The sequence below is a fragment of the Amycolatopsis sp. NPDC005003 genome (assembly GCF_053600695.1).
Genome location: NZ_JBSGAI010000051.1, coordinates 1 through 15,944, shown reverse-complemented (window position 1 = coordinate 15,944; position 15,944 = coordinate 1). Strand labels below are relative to the sequence as shown.

Here is a 15,944-nt window from a genome sequence, read left to right as displayed (position 1 = left end):
CCGATCACGTGGGTTCCGGCTGCCGGAGGGGTGGCAGGGCCGAGGTCAGGGCTCCCGTGGCGACGCCCGCGCCGACGCCGGCCCAGGCCAGGGGGCCGAGCGGGGTGCAGCCGAAGAACCGGCTCACCCCCGGCGTCTGCACGATCGCCGCCAGGGCGAGCGCCGACCCGACCGCCGTTCCCACCACCAGGGGGCTGCGGCGGCGGCCGCGCAGGGTCTGGGCCAGCTGGGTGCCGACCAGGCCGCACAGGGCCATCGTGCTCGTGCGACGCCGCGTTCCCGGGGTGAAGCGGCCGATCAGCCACGCCGTCGTCGCGCCGACGCCCGTCGTCACGCCGCGGCTGGTGATCGCGCGGGACAGGCCGTCCCCGAGGCCGCCGCCGGGACCGCCGTCGTCGTCCGGGCGGGTGACCGCCACCGCCATCGCCGGGAACAGGTCGGTCAGCAGGTTGACCAGCAGCAGCTGGCGGGTGCCCAGCGGCGAGTCGCCCGAGAGCAGCGTGCCCAGCACCGAAAAGCCGATCTCGCCCGCGTTGCCGCCGACCAGGATCACCACCGCGTCCGACACGCTGCGCCACAGCGCGCGGCCTTCCGCCACCGCCTCCAGCAGCACCGTCAGGTCCTCGTCGGTGAGTGCGACGTCGGCCGCGGTGCGGGCGGCGGTCGACGCCCGCGCGCGCACGCCGATGCCGACGTCCGCGGCCCGGATGGCCGCCGCGTCGTTCGCGCCGTCGCCGACCATCGCCGTCACCCGCCCGGCCTCGCGCAACGCCTCCACGACCTGCAGCTTCTGCTCCGGCGCGACGCGCGCGATCACGCCCGCGCCGGAGAGCAGCCGGGACCGGCCGGCCCGGTCCAGCGCGGCCAGCTCGTCCCCGGTGACGACCGGGGCGTCGGACGGCCAGCCGAGCGAAGCCGCGATCGCCCGCGCGGTGTTCGGGTGGTCGCCGGTGAGCATCACGGGTGACACGCCGGCCTCGCGCAGCCCGGTGATCAGCGGCCCGGCCGTCGGCCGCACCGTGTCGGCCAGCCCGAGGAACCCGAGGAACTCCAGATCCGCGAGCACTTCCTCGTCGTCAAGCGACGGCGACACCGTCCGGGACGCCACCGCCAGCACCCGCAACCCCTTGTCCGCCAAGGCTTCCGCGGCCCGGGCCAGCTCGCCGGCGCGGGCGCAGGCGGGCAGGACGACCTCCGGGGCGCCCTTGACCACGAGCGTCACCTCGCCGTCTCCTTCGCGGCCGACGGTGGCCGAGTAGCCCCGGTTCGCTTCGAACGGCTGCCCGGCGAGCTCGGTCCAGGCGTCGTCCGGGCCGGCGGCGTCGAGCACGGCGTGGTCGGTGGCGTGGGCCCGCACGTGGGGGTCGTCGAGCGTGCCGGGGCACGCGCGCGCGGCGGCCCGCACCACGACGTCCCCGGGGCCTGGCTCCCGCGCCTCCCCGCCGGGACCGGTCGTCGTCACCACGCGCAGCCTGTTTTCGGTCAGCGTGCCGGTCTTGTCGAAGCACACGACGTCCAGGCGCCCCAAGGCTTCCAGCGCCCGCGGGGCCCGGACCAGGATGCCCCGCGCGGACAGCCGCCGGGCCGCGGCCCGCTGCGCCACGGTGGCCACCAGTGGCAGCCCCTCGGGGACCGCGGCGACGGCGATCGCGACGCCGCCGGCCAGCGCCCGGCGCAGCGGGCGGCCGCGGATCGCCGAAAGACCGGTGACGAGCGCGCCGCCGAGCATCGTCAGCGGCAGGGCGCGGCGGGTGAGGTCCTGCAGCCGCGCCTGGATGCCCACCGCGGCGGCGGTCCGGGTGGCCAGCTCGACCGCGCGGCCGGCCACGGTCTCCGAGCCGACCGCCACGACCACCGCCGTGGCTTCGCCGCTGACCACCGTGGTGCCGGCGAAGACCAGGCAGCCGCGCTCGGCCATCGGCGCGCCCGGCACCGGATCGAGTTGCTTGGCGACCGGGAGCGACTCGCCGGTCAGCGCGGACTCGTCCACTTCGAGGTCGCCCGCGGTCAGCAGCCGGGCATCGGCCGGGACGACGTCGCCGACCCGCAGCTCGATCCGGTCGCCGGGCTCGAGGGCCCGCGCGTCGACGACCCGGCCGCCCTCCCGGCGCGCCCGCTGCCGCTCGTCGTCCCGCAGCTTCGCCAGCGCGCGCCGGCCGCGGAACTGCTGGGCGCCGCCGACGACGGCGTTCAGGCCCATCGCCGCGGCCACCAGCAGCGCGTCCACCGGCGAGCCGACCACCGCGGAGGCGACCGCGCCGAGCGCCAGCACCGGGGTCAGCGGGTCCTTCAGCTCGGCGACGACGTCGGCGGCGAGGCCGGCCCCGAACCGGACCGGCGCCACGGCCGGGTGCCGGGCCACCGCACCGGTCAGCGCCCGCACCCGCCGGGCCGCCGGCTCCCGGTGCGTCGGCCCGGTCTCCGCGGCCGCGAGCCGCTCGAGGACTTCCTCGCCGGTCAGCTCGTGCCAGGCGATCCGGGGCCGGCCGGCCGGGGGCCGGGCGGCGGCCACGCGCACCGCGGCGAGCGTGCCCATCGCCAGCCCGGTCAGCCCGCCCAGCAGCACCGGATCCAGCCGCGGTACGGGCGGCACCAGCGTCCGGCGGCGGCGGGACGCCAGCAGCAGGCCGCCGATCAGACCGCCCGCCGTCGCCACCCGGGTGGCCCGCCTGCTGGTGACCCGCGCGGCGCCGGCCGCCCGCAGCACCCGCCAGACACCCGGCAAGCCCGGCCGGACGACGAGGTCGGCGCCCCACAGCACCGGCGCGTCGCGGTCGGCGAGGGCGACGCAGAGGTCGCCGGCGAGCAGGCCCGCGACCTCGTCGCAGTGCGGGGTGCACGCCGACGGCGGCCGGCCCACGGTGAGCACGACCCGGCCTTCGTCCTGCAGCCGCGTCACCAGCCCGAAGAACGATTCCTCCGCGACGTCGTCGGCGAGCGCGGCGAACTCGCCGAGCCGGTCACGGACGTCGTCGCCGGCGATGACCACCCGCGCCTCGGCCCGGCGCGCCGCGTCCAGCACGGCTTCGGCGTGCGGATCGAGACCGTCCCCGCCGTGCAGCGCGTCGGCGTGCAGCACGACGGTGTCCACTGTGTCCAGTGCCTTGAGCCGGTCCGGGTCGCGGACGAGCACGCCCTCGCGGGCGAACGCGGTGCCCATCGCGGTGTGGAAGGCGGTGTCGGCACAGCGCGCGGGCATCGGCGACGCCGCGAGGAACGCTTCGGCGGCTTCGCGGGGGTTGCGGCGCACCAGCAGGTCGGCGAGCGCGGCGAGCAGGCCGCCGCCGACGGCGTTGCGGGCGTAGTCCTCCATGGGGATCCGGACCCGGCGCTGCGGCGGGGTCACGCCGAGGCTGGGCCGCTCCGGCGAGCAGAGGTCGTCATGGGCGGCGTCGAACGCGGTCAGCCGGGCGATCGCCTCGGTGAGCTGCCCGGCGCGTAGGAGGGCGTCCAGCACCAGCTCGAGGGGGTCCTGGCTCAGCCCGCGCACCGCGGCGGACACGCCCGAGCGGGCCAGTTCGGCCGTGTACCAGCCGAACTGCTCGTCGAGGGCGGCGCGGACGGCGGGGTGTTCCCGGGCTGCGGACACCGCCGCGCGCACGGCTTCGTGCAGCCGGCCGGACCGCACCCCGGCCGAGACGGCCAGCCCGGCGACGTCCATCGCCAGCGCGAGCGCCGCCGTCCGCACCCCGTAGGTGTCGCCGGGGTGGGCCGGGGCGGAGTCGCCCGGCCCGGCCGGGGTCAGCCCGTGTGCCTCGCACCGGCCGGCGATCCAGTCGGCCACGCGGTCCGCCGCGGCCTCCTCGGCCAGGTGGACCACCGCGCTGCCCAGCCCGCCGTCCCAGTAGGCCCCGGCGACGTCGGCGTGCGCGGCCAGTTCGGCGGTGAACGGGGCGACGTCGGCGTGCTCGCCGGGCCGCAGCGGCACGTGCAGCCGCCGCCCGGCCCGCCAGACGGCGGTGCGCGGCCCCGCGGCGTTGCGCACGACCCGCGTGGCGCGCACGGCGGTGCGGCTGCTCGCCCGGGTCGCCTCCGCCGCGGTCCCGGCCGCGCCCCCGGCCAGTTCGCGGGCGACCGGGCCGAGCGCCGAGGCCACCTTCTTCGCTTGCCGCGTCACGAGAACCGGACCGGCCAGGGCCAGCACGGCCCCGGCCTTCGTCACCGCGAACAACCCTCCGAGCACCCCGGACCTCCACTTGCCGACCGTCTCACCCGCGTTCCCCGGTGGCCGTCGGTCAAACTTCGGGCCGCCCGATCGCGGGACGGCAAGCGGGTTGCCTTGACGTCCACGGCAACGTTTAGCTTCTCGGGGGTGAAGTTCGGAATCAGTTACAGCACCCCGGTTTTCGGCTCCGACCCGGCCGTGCTGGCCGGGTTCGCGCGGGACGCGGAAGAGTGCGGGTTCGAGTCGTTGTACCTGCCGGAGCACGTGGCGCTGTACCCGGGCGCGAAGATCGGGCCGATGGAGCTGCCGCCTTCGCTGCCGTACGCGGACCCCTTGGAGTGCTTGAGCTTCGTCGCCGCCGTCACCAGCCGCATCCTGCTCGGCACCGGCGTCCTGCTGCTGCCCTACCACCACCCGGTGGTGCTGGCCAAGCGGCTGGCCACCGTCGACGTGCTCTCCGGCGGCCGGATGCGGCTGCTCACGGTCGGGGTCGGCGCGCTGCCCGGCGAGGCACGGGCGGCCGGAGTGGACTTCGCGACCCGCGGCCGCCGGGCGGACGAGGCGATCGACGTCCTGCGGCTGCTGTGGGCGGGCGGCGAAGAGGGGGTCTCGTTCGACGGCGAATTCTTCGCCTTCGAGGGAGTCAGCAGCTTCCCGAAGCCGGTCGGTGTCCGCACGCTGCCGATCCACGTCGGCGGGTCGAGCGCGGCCGCCGCGCGCCGGGCCGGGCGCCGCGGTGACGGCTACTTCCCCGGAGGGTCGCTCACGGCGGACGAGCGCCGCCGTCAGTTCGAGCTCGTCCGGGCCACCGCGAGCGACCCGGGAACCATCCAGTACACGCGGTGGGGGTCGCTCGACCTGTCCACAGAGGACGTCGACGAGCTGGCCCGGCAGGGCGTGAACCGGGTGGTCGTGACGCCCGGCACGGCCGAGCCCGGGCGCCGGCGCGAGGAAATGGCCGCGTTCGCCGCGCGGTTCGGCCTCAGCTGACTTCGTCCACCAGGGACTCGATGCCCGGCGGCAGGCTCGCCCGCCGGGCCGGGTCGGCCACGAACCCGGCGATCGCCGACCGCAGCGCGCGCACCGCCCGGGTCGGTTCCAGGTCCGCGCGGTGGGCCAGCTGCACCACGCGCGTCATCCCCGCGTCCGGCGTGAACCGGGTCATCCGGAACCGGTCGCCGGCCACCGTGCTCGGGACCACCGCCGCGCCCACGCCGGCGCGGACCAGTGCGAGCACCGCGTCCATCTCGCCGCCCTCGATCGCGAACGACGGCTCGAACCCGGCCGCGCGGCAGGCGTTGACCGTCGCCTCGCGGACGTCGTAGCCGCGGCGGAACATCACCAGCGGGACGTCCGCGAGCTCGGCGATGCCGAGCCGGTCACCCGCGACCGGCGCGTCCGGTGCGGAGATCACCACCAGCTCCTCGAGCAGCAGCGGCGTCGCCGTCAGGCCGGCGTCGGCGCTCGTCCGGGCGCCCGCCAGCAGGGCCAGGTCCAGCGCGCCCTCGGCCAGCCGCTGCCGCAGGTCGCCCGACCCGCTTTCGTGCAGCTCCAGCTGGATGCCCGGGTACCGGTGGCGGAACGCCGCGAGCATCGACGGCAGCAGGCCCGTGCACAGGCTCGGCGGTGCCCCGAGCCGCACGCGGCCGCGGTCGAGCTCCGCCAGCTCCCGGACGGCCAGCCGCGCGGTTTCGGCGTCGGCGAGGATCCGCCGCGCGATCGGCAGCAGGGTTTCGCCGGCTTCGGTGAGGGACACGTTGCCGCGGATCCGGTGGAACAGCGGGGCGCCCAGGTCGTGTTCGAGCGCGCGGATCTGCTGGGACAGCGACGGCTGGGCCACCCGCACCTGCTCGGCGGCGCGGGTGAAGTGCCGGTGCTCGGCGACGGCGACGAAGTAGGCGAGCTGGTGGAACTGCATAGGATCAGCCTATCGATAACAGAGCTATCATGTCTTTGACCTCTGGTGGATGCGCTCTTAACGTCGATCGGGTGGTGAACACCCTCGCCCCGCCCCGGCGCTCCGCCGTCCGGCGCTTCTGGGCCTCGACGATCGGCAAGAAGGCCGTCATGGCGGTGACCGGCCTGCTCCTGCTCGCCTTCGTGGTCGCGCACATGGTGGGCAACCTCAAGACGTTCCTCGGCGCCGACGACCTCAACCACTACGCCGGCTGGCTGCGCACGATCGGCGAACCGGTGCTGCGCCGCGAATGGTTCCTCTGGCTCCAGCGGGCGGTGCTGCTCACCGCGCTGGTCCTGCACGTCACCGCGGCGGTGCAGCTGGCCCGGCGCGACCGGCGCGCCCGGCCGGTGCGGTACGTCCACCGGCCGCCGGCGCACGGGACCTTCGCCGTGCGCACCATGCGCTGGGGCGGCGCGACGCTCGCGGTGTTCGTCGTCTGGCACATCCTCGACTTCACCGTCGGCACGGTGAACCGGGACTTCGTCCCCGGGGACCCGTACCACAACCTCGTCGCGGACTTCCAGGTCTGGTGGGTCAACCTGATCTACCTGCTCGCCCTGGCCATGCTGGGCCTGCACATCCACCACGGCTTCGCGAGCGCCGCCCGCACCCTGGGCGCCACCCGCCCGCGGCGGGAACGGGCGATCAAGATCTTCGGCAGCACGACGGCGGTCGTGGTCGCGGGCGGCTACGCCCTCGTCCCGGTCGCGATCATGACGGGAGTGGTGCACTGATGTCCGGATACCGTGTGGGCAACCCGATCGCCGACACCAAGGCACCGGCTGTGCCGCTCGAAAACCGCTGGGACGAACGAAAGTTCGCCGCGAAGCTGGTGAACCCGGCGAACCGGCGGCGGCACCGGGTGATCGTCGTGGGCACGGGGCTGGCCGGCGGCTCGGCCGGTGCGACCCTCGCCGAGCAGGGCTACCACGTCGTCCAGTTCTGCTTCCAGGACTCGCCGCGGCGCGCGCACTCCGTGGCGGCTCAGGGCGGTATCAACGCGGCGAAGAACTACCGCAACGACGGCGACTCGGTGTACCGGCTCTTCCACGACACGGTCAAGGGCGGCGACTTCCGGGCCCGGGAGTCCAATGTGTACCGGCTGGCGCAGGTGTCGGCGCAGATCATCGACCAGGCCGTGGCCCAAGGGGTGCCGTTCGCCCGGGAGTACGGCGGGCTGCTGGACACCCGGTCCTTCGGCGGTGTGCAGGTGCAGCGGACGTTCTACGCGCGCGGCCAGACGGGCCAGCAGCTGCTGATCGGCGCGTACCAGGCGCTGTCCCGGCAGATCGACGCCGGGAACGTCGAGCTCCACGCGCGCACCGAGATGCTGGACCTGGTCGTTTCCGGCGGCCGGGCCCGTGGCATCGTCGCGCGCGACCTGGTCACCGGCGAAATCACCACGCACCTCGCGGACGCCGTCGTGCTCGCCACCGGCGGCTACGGCAACGTCTTCTACCTCTCGACCAACGCCAAGGGCTCCAACGCCACGGCGATCTGGCGGGCCCACAAGCGCGGCGCCTATTTCGCGAACCCGTGCTTCACCCAGATCCACCCGACGTGCATCCCGCGGTCGGGCGAGCACCAGTCGAAGCTGACGCTGATGAGCGAGTCGCTGCGCAACGACGGCCGGATCTGGGTCCCGAAACGCGCCGGCGACCCCAGATCACCAGGGGAGATCCCCGAGGACGAGCGCGACTACTACCTCGAGCGCCTCTACCCGAGCTTCGGCAACCTCGTGCCGCGGGACATCGCCTCACGGGCGGCCAAGAACGTCTGTGACGCCGGGTTCGGCGTCGGCCCCGGCGGCCTGGGCGTCTACCTCGACTTCGCCGACGCGATCGCGCGCCTGGGCCGTCCGGCGATCGAAGCCCGCTACGGCAACCTCTTCGACATGTACCAGCGCATCACCGCGGAAGACCCGTACGCGGTGCCGATGCGGATCTACCCGGCCATCCACTACACGATGGGCGGGCTGTGGGTGGACTACGACCTGCAGAGCACGATCCCCGGGCTGTTCGTGATCGGCGAGGCGAACTTCTCCGACCACGGCGCCAACCGGCTCGGCGCGTCGGCGCTCATGCAGGGTCTCGCCGACGGCTACTTCGTGCTGCCCGCGACGGTGAACGACTACCTCGGCGGCACGCGGCTCGGCGACGTCTCCGCCGAGGCGGTCCGCGAGGTGGAAACCGAGGTACGCGACCGGATTTCCCGGCTCCTCGCGGTGCGGGGGACGCGGTCGGTCGACTCGTTCCACCGCGAGCTCGGCCTGCTGATGTGGGACCACTGCGGGATGTCCCGCACCCGCGAAGGCCTGCGCAAGGCCCTGGGCCGGGTGCCCGGGCTCCGGGCGGAGTTCTGGCGGGACGTCCGGATCCCCGGCGGCGGCGCGGAGCTCAACCAGGAGCTGGAGAAGGCCCACCGCGTCGCCGACTTCCTGGAGCTGGCCGAGCTCATGCTCGTCGACGCCCTCGCGCGCGAGGAATCCTGCGGCGGCCACTTCCGCGAAGAACACCAGACCCCCGAAGGCGAAGCCTTGCGCGACGACGAGAACTTCGCGTACGTCGCCGCCTGGGAGTACGGCGCCGAGCCGGTGCTCCACCGGGAAGAACTGGTCTTCGAGCACGTCCACCCGACCCAGCGGAGTTACACATGAAACTCACCGTCCGCGTCTGGCGGCAGGCCGGCCCGGCCGCCGAAGGCCGGCTGGTCGCCTACCCGGTCGAGGGCGTCAGCCCGGACATGTCGTTCCTCGAGCTGCTGGACGTGCTGAACCAGCGGCTGATCGAGGCCGGCGACGAGCCGGTGGCGTTCGACCACGACTGCCGCGAAGGCATCTGCGGCTCGTGCGGCGTGGTGATCAACGGCCGGGCCCACGGCCCCGAGCGCACGACGTCGTGCCAGCTGCACCTGCGCTCCTTCGCCGACGGCGACGTGATCGACGTGGAACCGTGGCGCGCCAAAGGGTTCCCGATCATCAAGGACCTGGTCGTCGACCGGTCGGCGCTCGACCGGATCGTCCAGGCCGGCGGGTACGTCAGCGCGCCGACGGGCAGCGCCCCGGACGCGCACGCGACCCCGGTCCCCAAGCCGGACGCGGACCTGGCCTTCGACAACGCGACCTGCATCGGCTGCGGCGCCTGCGTGGCGGCCTGCCCGAACGGCTCGGCCACGCTCTTCACCGCGGCGAAGGTGACCCACCTGAGCCTGCTCCCGCAAGGCGGCCCCGAGCGCGCGAGCCGGGTGCTCGACATGGTGGACGCGATGGACGCCGAAGGCTTCGGCGGCTGCACGAACACGGGGGAGTGCGTGGCGTCCTGCCCGAAGGGGATCCCGTTCTCGAGCATCGCGACGCTCAACCGCGAGTACCTCGCGGCGAGCCGCTCCGGACGTCGCTGACGTCAGAACCCCGGCAGCAGGGCACCGAACCGGCGGCGGCCGCGCGGGGTGATCCGCAGCTCGCGGTCTCCCGGGCCGCGGCGGACCAGGCCGTCGGCCAGGAACGCTGCCAGGACCTCGTGGCCGAGGACGCCGCCGAGGTGCGGGACGCGGTGGGTCCGGTCCAGGCACGCCGTGGCCGGCCGCCGCCGGCCGGGATCGACCTCCGCCGGCGAAACGCCGAGGTCCCGGAACGCCGACAGGTCGTCACCCAAGGCCACGTCCGCGGCGGATCCGTCCGGAGGCCGCAGCGCCCCGCGTGAGACGAGCAGGGCGAACACCGCCACGCCGAGCCGTCCCGCCGCGTGGTCGTAACACGTGTGCGCGATGTCCGCGCCCGACTCGGCGCGGTCCGGCGGGGTGATGCCGTCTTTGCCGGCGTAGTGCGCGAGGGCGGTGAGCACGCCCAGGAGGTCTTCGCGGCCGACGCGGTAGACCGCGTGCCGTCCGGTGTGCTCGACCGTCACCAGCTCGGCGGCCCGCAGCCGGGCCAGGTGGTTGCCCAGCCGGGGTGCGGTGACGCCGAGCGCGTCGGCCAGCTGCACCATCGTGTGCGGGCCCTCGGCGGCCAGCACCTGCAGGGCCGTCAGCCGGACCGGGTCGGCCAGTTCGCGGGTCAGCTCGACGATCGCGCCCTGGACGGCGTTGCCCGCGTCGACCAGTCCGCCCATCACCGCCCCTTCCGACGTGCGCGAGCCTAGCACGCTTCACGAGCACGTGAATGATGTTTGCAGGCGGCCGGCGTGGGAAATACCCTTCACGTCATCGTGAAGGGTGGATGCATGCGAAGTCTCCTGTGGGGCCGCGGGGTGTCCGCGCTCGGCGACGGCCTCTGGTTCACGATCTGGGCGCTCTACCTCACCCGGATCGCCGGGCTGCCGCCGGTCACCGTGGGTGCCGGGCTGGCGGTGGCGAGCGCGGTGGGGATGGCCGCCGCGGTACCGCTGGGCGCGTTCGCCGACCGGGCGGGCGCGCGGCCGGTGCTGGTCACCCTCACACTGGTGCGGGCCGCCGCGATGGCAGGCTACCTCGCCGTGGACGGCACCTGGTCGTTCCTGGCCGTGACGGTGCCCTTCACCGCCCTGGCGACCGGCGGGACCGCGGTCCGGACGGCGCTGATCACCGGGCTGGTCACCGAACCCGCCGATCGGGTGCGCGTGCTCGCGCAGCAGCGGGTGGCCCAGCACGTCGGGTACGCCGCGGGGGCCGGGCTGGGCGCCTTGGTGCTCACCGCCGACGCCCGGTGGGCCTACACGCTGGCCATCGCGGGCAACGCCGTGAGTTTCCTGGTGCTCGCCGGCGCGACCCTGCTGGTGCCCGCACCCGCGCCGGTCCCGCGGAGGACGGCGACCCGAGTGGTGCTGAAGGACCGGCCGTACCTGTGCCTCACCGCGGCCACGGCCGTGCTTTCGCTGTGCTGGGCCATGTTGTCGGCCGGCTTGCCGCTGTGGCTGTCCGGCCGGACGCACCTGCCGCTGGGACTGGGCGGCGTCGTGGTGGTCATCAGCTCGGTCGGGATCGCGGTGTTCCAGGTGCCGTTCGCCCGGTTCGCGCGCACGACGGGCCAGGCCGCGCGCACGGCGGTGGTGTCCGGGGTGGTGCTCGCGGCCAGTTGCGTGCTGCTCGCCACGACCGCCGGTGGCTCGGGAGCACTCGCGGTCGGCGTGGTGGGCCTCGCCGCGGCGCTGCACGTCGTGGGGGAGCTGGGGTACGTGGCCGCCAACTGGGGCCTGTCGGTGCGGTTGATGCGGGAAGACGCCAAGGGCGCCTACCAAGGCGCGACCGAAGCGGCGACGGCCACCGTGCAGATGATCGGCCCCGCCGTGTTCACCCTCGCGGTGGGCGGGCTCGGCGGACCGGGCTGGCTGCTGGTCGCGGTCGTGTTCCTGGCGGCCGTCGCACCCGTGCCCGCGTTGACCCGCTGGGCGGTCCGGACCCGGCAGCCGGCGGCTGTCCACTGAGCGACGCACGTCACCCTCGCCACCCGGAACACCAGCGGGGGCAGGACGTTGTACAGAGTGTCGGTACGGCGGTGCCCCCGGGCCTCACCCCTTGCCTTCACGGAATACCGGTAACGCTGGAGCCGTGTTGAGCCTTCCGCCGCGAGGCGGCCCCCGTACCGGCCCTGAAACTCCCGTCTCCGCTCGCAGGTCGACCCCCCTCGGACCTCCGCTGGGCGGAGACGGGCCTTACTCCTTTCCGCGGCGCCACCGCCGCAGCAGCCGTCCGGTCAGGCCGACCCCTTCGTAGGTCAGGACACCGCACACCGGGATGACGACGAAGAAGAGGACTTCTTCCAAGGGAATCCCGAACGGCGCACGCAAGCCGCTGACGAACGCCGCGTCGAAGTGCCAGACACCGCCCGCGATGGCCAAGGCGTCCCAGACGAGGAACACCGCCGCCACCGGCAGCACCGCGCGGGCGAGCCGGCCCGGCCTGCGGTACACCCGCGCGCCCGCCAGTTCGATCGGCAGCGTCACCAGCACGCACGCGCCGAGGACGGCCAGGTACTCCCAGCGGCCCACTCAGCGCATCCCCGCAGAACGCCACACCCGTCCGAGCATGCCGGGATTCTGCCCGGCGCCGCCGGTTCCCGCAGCCGGACCCGCCCGGCCGCGTTTGCCGGGCCGCGGGCCGGGTACACCGGTCGCGGCGGTGACCCGCCCGGTGTTCGAGCTCAGCCCGTGGTCTCCACAAACCCGGGCACCCGGGCGGGTCACCGCCGCACGGCGGCCATGAGCGGATGCCAGCGCGTGGCGTCGAAGATCAGCGTGATGGCCTCGATCTTCCCGTCGCGCAGCCGGAAGTGCTCCGCGGTGTGCTGCGTGCCGACCGGGGTCGCGGTGTGCACGTCGTAGACCAGCGTGGCCTCGGCATCGCCGTAGAGCTCGCTGATCAGGTCCACGCCGGTGACGATCCCGACGAACCCCGCCAGCCCGTCGAGGTGGCCGCGCGCGTCGGCGGATTCGATCAGCGGGCTGCGGAAGGTGAACGCGGCGGCCAGCTGCGCGGCCGCGGCGGTCACGTCGCCTTCGAATCGGGCGCGGTGGTAGGCCCGCACGGTTTCTCTGGTCCGGGTGCTCATCGGTCCTCCAGGTGGCGGGCGAGGTGGTACTGGTTCTCGGCGAGCCGCAGGCACAGGTGCCGCAGCTGGGCCGTCTCGGCGGCGGTGAACCCCCGGAAGAGCGCGGCCATGGCCAGCTGCGATGGCTGCCGGAACTCCGCCAGCCAGGTCCGGCCGTCCGGGGTGATCCGGACCAGCACCGCCCGCCGGTCGCGCGGGTCGGGCACGCGCCCGGCGAGGCCGGCGCGTTCCAGGGTGTCGACGAGGCCGGTCACGTTCCGGGAGCTCACGCCGGCGGACGCGGCGAGGTCCTTGATGTTCGCGTCGCCGCCGGCGAGCCGGATCAGGATGTCGAGGGCGCCGGGGCTGAGGCCGCGGCTGTCGGTGCCCCGGGACCGCAGCGCTTCGAGGCTCCGGGCGGCCGTGCGGACGGCGGCCGCGGCTTCGAGCACGCCGGTGTCTTCGCCGAGCGTGAACCCGGCCAGCGCGGCCCGGACGTCGGGGGCGTAGAGCCGGTCGTCCGCGTCCCGGGAGAGATTGGGTACGTCGTTCATAGTGAGTCACTACATTAGTACGTACTTCCGTATCTCTGTCAACATCTTTGTCCGGGGCCTGTCCGCTCGCAGGCGTTAACCAGGGTTTCGCCCGGCGTTAGCCTCGGTCCCGGGACAGGTTCGCTCTTCGCCACCCATACTGACCCGGCTCGCCACCACGACCCCCCGGAGTCCCCATGACGGACGTCAACCGACGACGTTTTCTGCAGCTCGCCGGCGGTACCGCCGCCCTTTCCGCGCTGTCCGCCAGCATCGCCCGCGCAGCGGAAATCCCCGCGTTCCACCGGACCGGGACCCTGCGGGACGTCGAGCACGTCGTGGTGCTGATGCAGGAAAACCGGTCGTTCGACCACTACTTCGGCGCCCTGCGCGGGGTCCGCGGCTTCGGCGACCCGCGGCCGGCGACCCTGGCAAACGGCAAGTCCGTCTGGGCGCAGTCGGACGGCAAGCGCGACATCCTGCCGTTCCGCCCCGAAGCGGACAACCTGGGCCTGCAGTTCATCCAGGACCTCCCGCACGGCTGGAACGACACGCACGCGGCGTGGAACGCCGGCAAGTACGACAAGTGGGTGCCCGCGAAGGGCACGACCACGATGGCGTACCTGACCCGCGAGGACATCCCGTTCCACTACGCCCTCGCCGATGCGTTCACCATCTGCGACGCCTACCACTGCTCGTTCATGGGCTCTACCGACCCGAACCGCTACTACATGTGGACCGGTTACACGGGCAACGACGGCAAGGGCGGCGGGCCGGTCCTCGGCAACGACGAAAAGGGCTACTCCTGGACGACCTACCCCGAGCGCCTCGAACAGGCGGGCGTTTCGTGGAAGATCTACCAGGACATCGGCGACGGCCTCGACGCCGCCGGCGGCTGGGGCTGGATCGAAGACGCCTACCGCGGCAACTACGGCGACAACTCGCTGCTGTACTTCGACGCCTACCGCACCGCGAAGCCCGGCGACGCCCTGTACGAGAAGGCCCGCACCGGCACGAACGCCAAGGCGGGCGAGGGTTACTTCGACCGGCTGCGGGCGGACGTCAAGGCCGGGAAGCTGCCGCAGGTTTCCTGGATCACCGCGCCGGAAGCGTTCTGCGAGCACCCGAACTGGCCGGTGAACTACGGCGCCTGGTACATCGCGCAGGTCCTCGACGCGCTCACCGCGAACCCGGACGTGTGGAGCAGGACCGCGCTGTTCATCACCTACGACGAGAACGACGGCTTCTTCGACCACGTCGTCCCGCCGTACGCGACGGCCGCCCAGTCCACTGTGGACACTACGGGGGAGATCTTCGCGGGCTCGGCCTCGAACCCGGCCGGTCCGTACGGGCTCGGCCAGCGGGTGCCGATGCTCGTGGTGTCGCCGTGGAGCAAGGGTGGCTACGTCTGCTCGGAGACGTTCGACCACACCTCGATCATCCGGTTCATCGAGCGGCGCTTCGGCGTGCCCGAGCCGAACATCACGGCTTGGCGCCGCTCGGTGTGCGGGGACCTGACCTCGGCGTTCGACTTCGCGCGCACCGACGCGCGGGTGCCCGCCCTGCCGGACACCGCGGGCTACGAGCCGCCGGACCGCAAGCGGCACCCGGACTACGTGCCGGCCGTCCCGGCCACCGCCGTGCTGCCGAAGCAGGAACCCGGGCTGCGGCCGGCGCGGGCGCTGCCGTACGACCTGGCCGTCGACGCGCGGGTGGCGGACGTTTTCGGTCTGACGTTCGTCAACCAGGGCCGGGCGGGCGCGACGTTCTACGTCACCTCGCCCGGGGGCGAGCCGCGGACGTACACCGCGGGCGCCGGCCGCTCGCTCGCCGCCACGCTGCCGGTGTCCGGGGGTTATGACTACACCGCCTACGGGCCGAACGGGTTCGTCCGGCAGTTCCGCGGCGGCGGTCTCGCCGGGCCCGAGGTGAGCGCGCGGCCGGAGGGGCGCAGCGGGAACCTGGCGCTCGTGCTGACCAACAGCGGCCCGGCCCCGGTGCGGGTCACGCTGACCGACGCGTACGGCCGCCGCTCGACGTCCCGGGTCCTGCGCCCGGGCGCGCGGGTGGTCGAGGTGGTGGACACGCGGCGCAGCGGCAACTGGTACGACGTCTCGATCGTCTCGGACCGCGACCCGCGCTTCCTGCGCCGCCTGGCCGGGCACGTCGAGACCGGGCGGCCCAGCACGAGCGACCCGAACACGCTCACGCACTGAGGCTGCGGCGCTCGATCGGGGACGTTTGTCACCCGGCCGTGGTGGCGTGCGTTGCGAGGCCCGGTTCCGGGTGGGACGGTCGGGGAACCGACTGTTTTCCCACCACGGAACCAGGAGAGCGGATGACCACCACCGAGATGCCCGCCGTGCACGAGTGCACGGTCAGCGGCTGTTCCTACAACCACGACGGCTGCCACGCCTTCGCCATCACGGTGGGCGGCGGCAACGGATCGGCGGACTGCGGAACGTTCGTCCCGCTGAACACGAAGGGCGGCTTGGACCGGGTCGTGGCCCAGGTCGGCGCGTGTTCCCGGACGGACTGCCGGCACAACTCCTCGCTGGAGTGCGCGGCGGACAGCATCCGCGTCGGCCCGGGCGGCGGCGGCCACGCGGCGAACTGCCTGACGTACACGCCGAGGTAGCGCCGACCGTCCGGTTGAGTGCTCTGCCGCGGCTGGTCGTGAGTGGTATTTCGGGTTCTAACCCGAAATAAAACACAAGAAAGAGGTGGGAGATGGGAGACGCGCAGAATGTGGAAGAGGAGGGGGGTTGGGATGAGGGGGAGATG

The 15,944-nt window shown here is 73.8% G+C and carries 13 protein-coding genes; 7 read left to right on the top strand and 6 right to left on the bottom strand.

What is annotated here, in order from left to right; genetic code table 11:
• Window positions 1-4: 4 nt before the first annotated feature.
• The gene (locus tag ACWED2_RS40160; RefSeq protein WP_449695756.1) at window positions 5-4,183 is read right to left on the bottom strand and encodes an HAD-IC family P-type ATPase; all 4,179 of its coding nucleotides are present in this window, start codon (window positions 4,181-4,183) and stop codon (window positions 5-7) included.
• 129 nt (window positions 4,184-4,312) lie between these two features.
• Between ACWED2_RS40160 and ACWED2_RS40155 the strand changes: the two genes are divergently transcribed.
• Complete coding sequence (locus ACWED2_RS40155; protein WP_449695755.1) at window positions 4,313-5,155, top strand: TIGR03619 family F420-dependent LLM class oxidoreductase; 843 nt, start codon at window positions 4,313-4,315, stop codon at window positions 5,153-5,155.
• Here the strand turns inward: ACWED2_RS40155 and ACWED2_RS40150 are convergent.
• Window positions 5,148-6,083 (bottom strand): LysR family transcriptional regulator, encoded by a 936-nt coding sequence (locus ACWED2_RS40150; RefSeq protein ID WP_449695754.1) that lies wholly within the window; start codon window positions 6,081-6,083, stop codon window positions 5,148-5,150. The two genes, ACWED2_RS40155 and ACWED2_RS40150, sit on opposite strands and share 8 nt — an antisense overlap.
• A 71-nt stretch (window positions 6,084-6,154) precedes the next feature.
• Between ACWED2_RS40150 and ACWED2_RS40145 the strand changes: the two genes are divergently transcribed.
• The 3 genes from ACWED2_RS40145 to ACWED2_RS40135 are packed head-to-tail and all read left to right on the top strand — an operon-like array spanning window position 6,155 to window position 9,524.
• Window positions 6,155-6,859: a succinate dehydrogenase cytochrome b subunit gene (locus ACWED2_RS40145; RefSeq protein ID WP_449695753.1), complete on the top strand. Its 705-nt coding sequence runs from the start codon at window positions 6,155-6,157 to the stop codon at window positions 6,857-6,859.
• Window positions 6,859-8,781, top strand: coding sequence for a fumarate reductase/succinate dehydrogenase flavoprotein subunit (locus ACWED2_RS40140; RefSeq protein WP_449695752.1), 1,923 nt, complete (start codon window positions 6,859-6,861; stop codon window positions 8,779-8,781). The genes ACWED2_RS40145 and ACWED2_RS40140 overlap by 1 nt, the downstream gene beginning before the upstream one ends.
• On the top strand, window positions 8,778-9,524 hold the full coding sequence (locus tag ACWED2_RS40135; RefSeq protein WP_449695751.1) for a succinate dehydrogenase/fumarate reductase iron-sulfur subunit: 747 nt from the start codon (window positions 8,778-8,780) through the stop codon (window positions 9,522-9,524). Before ACWED2_RS40140 ends, ACWED2_RS40135 begins: the two co-directional genes overlap by 4 nt.
• Window positions 9,525-9,526: 2 nt before the next feature.
• On the opposite strand, the gene ACWED2_RS40130 is transcribed toward ACWED2_RS40135, so the two are convergent.
• A complete protein-coding gene (locus ACWED2_RS40130; protein ID WP_449695750.1) occupies window positions 9,527-10,234 on the bottom strand; it encodes an ArsR/SmtB family transcription factor in 708 nt (235 codons plus the stop codon).
• Window positions 10,235-10,345: 111 nt separating this feature from the next.
• Here ACWED2_RS40130 and ACWED2_RS40125 point away from each other — a divergent pair, with 111 nt between their 5' ends.
• Window positions 10,346-11,524, top strand: coding sequence for an MFS transporter (locus ACWED2_RS40125; protein ID WP_449695749.1), 1,179 nt, complete (start codon window positions 10,346-10,348; stop codon window positions 11,522-11,524).
• 228 nt (window positions 11,525-11,752) lie between these two features.
• On the opposite strand, the gene ACWED2_RS40120 is transcribed toward ACWED2_RS40125, so the two are convergent.
• The 3 genes from ACWED2_RS40120 to ACWED2_RS40110 form a co-directional block, all read right to left on the bottom strand.
• Entirely contained in the window at window positions 11,753-12,088 is a 336-nt protein-coding gene (locus ACWED2_RS40120; protein ID WP_449695748.1) for a lycopene cyclase domain-containing protein, read from the bottom strand.
• Window positions 12,089-12,279: 191 nt separating this feature from the next.
• Window positions 12,280-12,648: a hypothetical protein gene (locus tag ACWED2_RS40115; RefSeq protein WP_449695747.1), complete on the bottom strand. Its 369-nt coding sequence runs from the start codon at window positions 12,646-12,648 to the stop codon at window positions 12,280-12,282.
• Window positions 12,645-13,181: a MarR family winged helix-turn-helix transcriptional regulator gene (locus tag ACWED2_RS40110; protein WP_449695746.1), complete on the bottom strand. Its 537-nt coding sequence runs from the start codon at window positions 13,179-13,181 to the stop codon at window positions 12,645-12,647. Before ACWED2_RS40110 ends, ACWED2_RS40115 begins: the two co-directional genes overlap by 4 nt.
• Before the next feature lie 176 nt (window positions 13,182-13,357).
• On the opposite strand from ACWED2_RS40110, the gene ACWED2_RS40105 reads away from it, so the two are divergent.
• Both ACWED2_RS40105 and ACWED2_RS40100 read left to right on the top strand, forming a co-directional pair.
• A complete protein-coding gene (locus ACWED2_RS40105; RefSeq protein WP_449695745.1) occupies window positions 13,358-15,376 on the top strand; it encodes a phosphocholine-specific phospholipase C in 2,019 nt (672 codons plus the stop codon).
• A gap of 122 nt (window positions 15,377-15,498) precedes the next feature.
• Window positions 15,499-15,798, top strand: a complete 300-nt coding sequence (locus ACWED2_RS40100) for a DUF1540 domain-containing protein (RefSeq protein WP_449695744.1) — start codon at window positions 15,499-15,501, stop codon at window positions 15,796-15,798.
• The last annotated feature ends 146 nt before the right edge of the window (window positions 15,799-15,944 follow it).

Excerpts from the sequence above, each read along its gene's own strand:
- ACWED2_RS40150 (WP_449695754.1), bottom strand. The coding sequence starts at position 6,083 with ATGCAGTTCCACCAGCTCGCCTACTTCGTCGCCGTCGCCGAGCACCGG.
- ACWED2_RS40140 (WP_449695752.1), top strand. The coding sequence starts at position 6,859 with ATGTCCGGATACCGTGTGGGCAACCCGATCGCCGACACCAAGGCACCG.
- ACWED2_RS40135 (WP_449695751.1), top strand. The coding sequence starts at position 8,778 with ATGAAACTCACCGTCCGCGTCTGGCGGCAGGCCGGCCCGGCCGCCGAA.
- ACWED2_RS40130 (WP_449695750.1), bottom strand. The coding sequence starts at position 10,234 with ATGGGCGGACTGGTCGACGCGGGCAACGCCGTCCAGGGCGCGATCGTC.
- ACWED2_RS40125 (WP_449695749.1), top strand. The coding sequence starts at position 10,346 with ATGCGAAGTCTCCTGTGGGGCCGCGGGGTGTCCGCGCTCGGCGACGGC.
- ACWED2_RS40115 (WP_449695747.1), bottom strand. The coding sequence starts at position 12,648 with ATGAGCACCCGGACCAGAGAAACCGTGCGGGCCTACCACCGCGCCCGA.
- ACWED2_RS40110 (WP_449695746.1), bottom strand. The coding sequence starts at position 13,181 with ATGAACGACGTACCCAATCTCTCCCGGGACGCGGACGACCGGCTCTAC.
- ACWED2_RS40105 (WP_449695745.1), top strand. The coding sequence starts at position 13,358 with ATGACGGACGTCAACCGACGACGTTTTCTGCAGCTCGCCGGCGGTACC.
- ACWED2_RS40100 (WP_449695744.1), top strand. The coding sequence starts at position 15,499 with ATGACCACCACCGAGATGCCCGCCGTGCACGAGTGCACGGTCAGCGGC.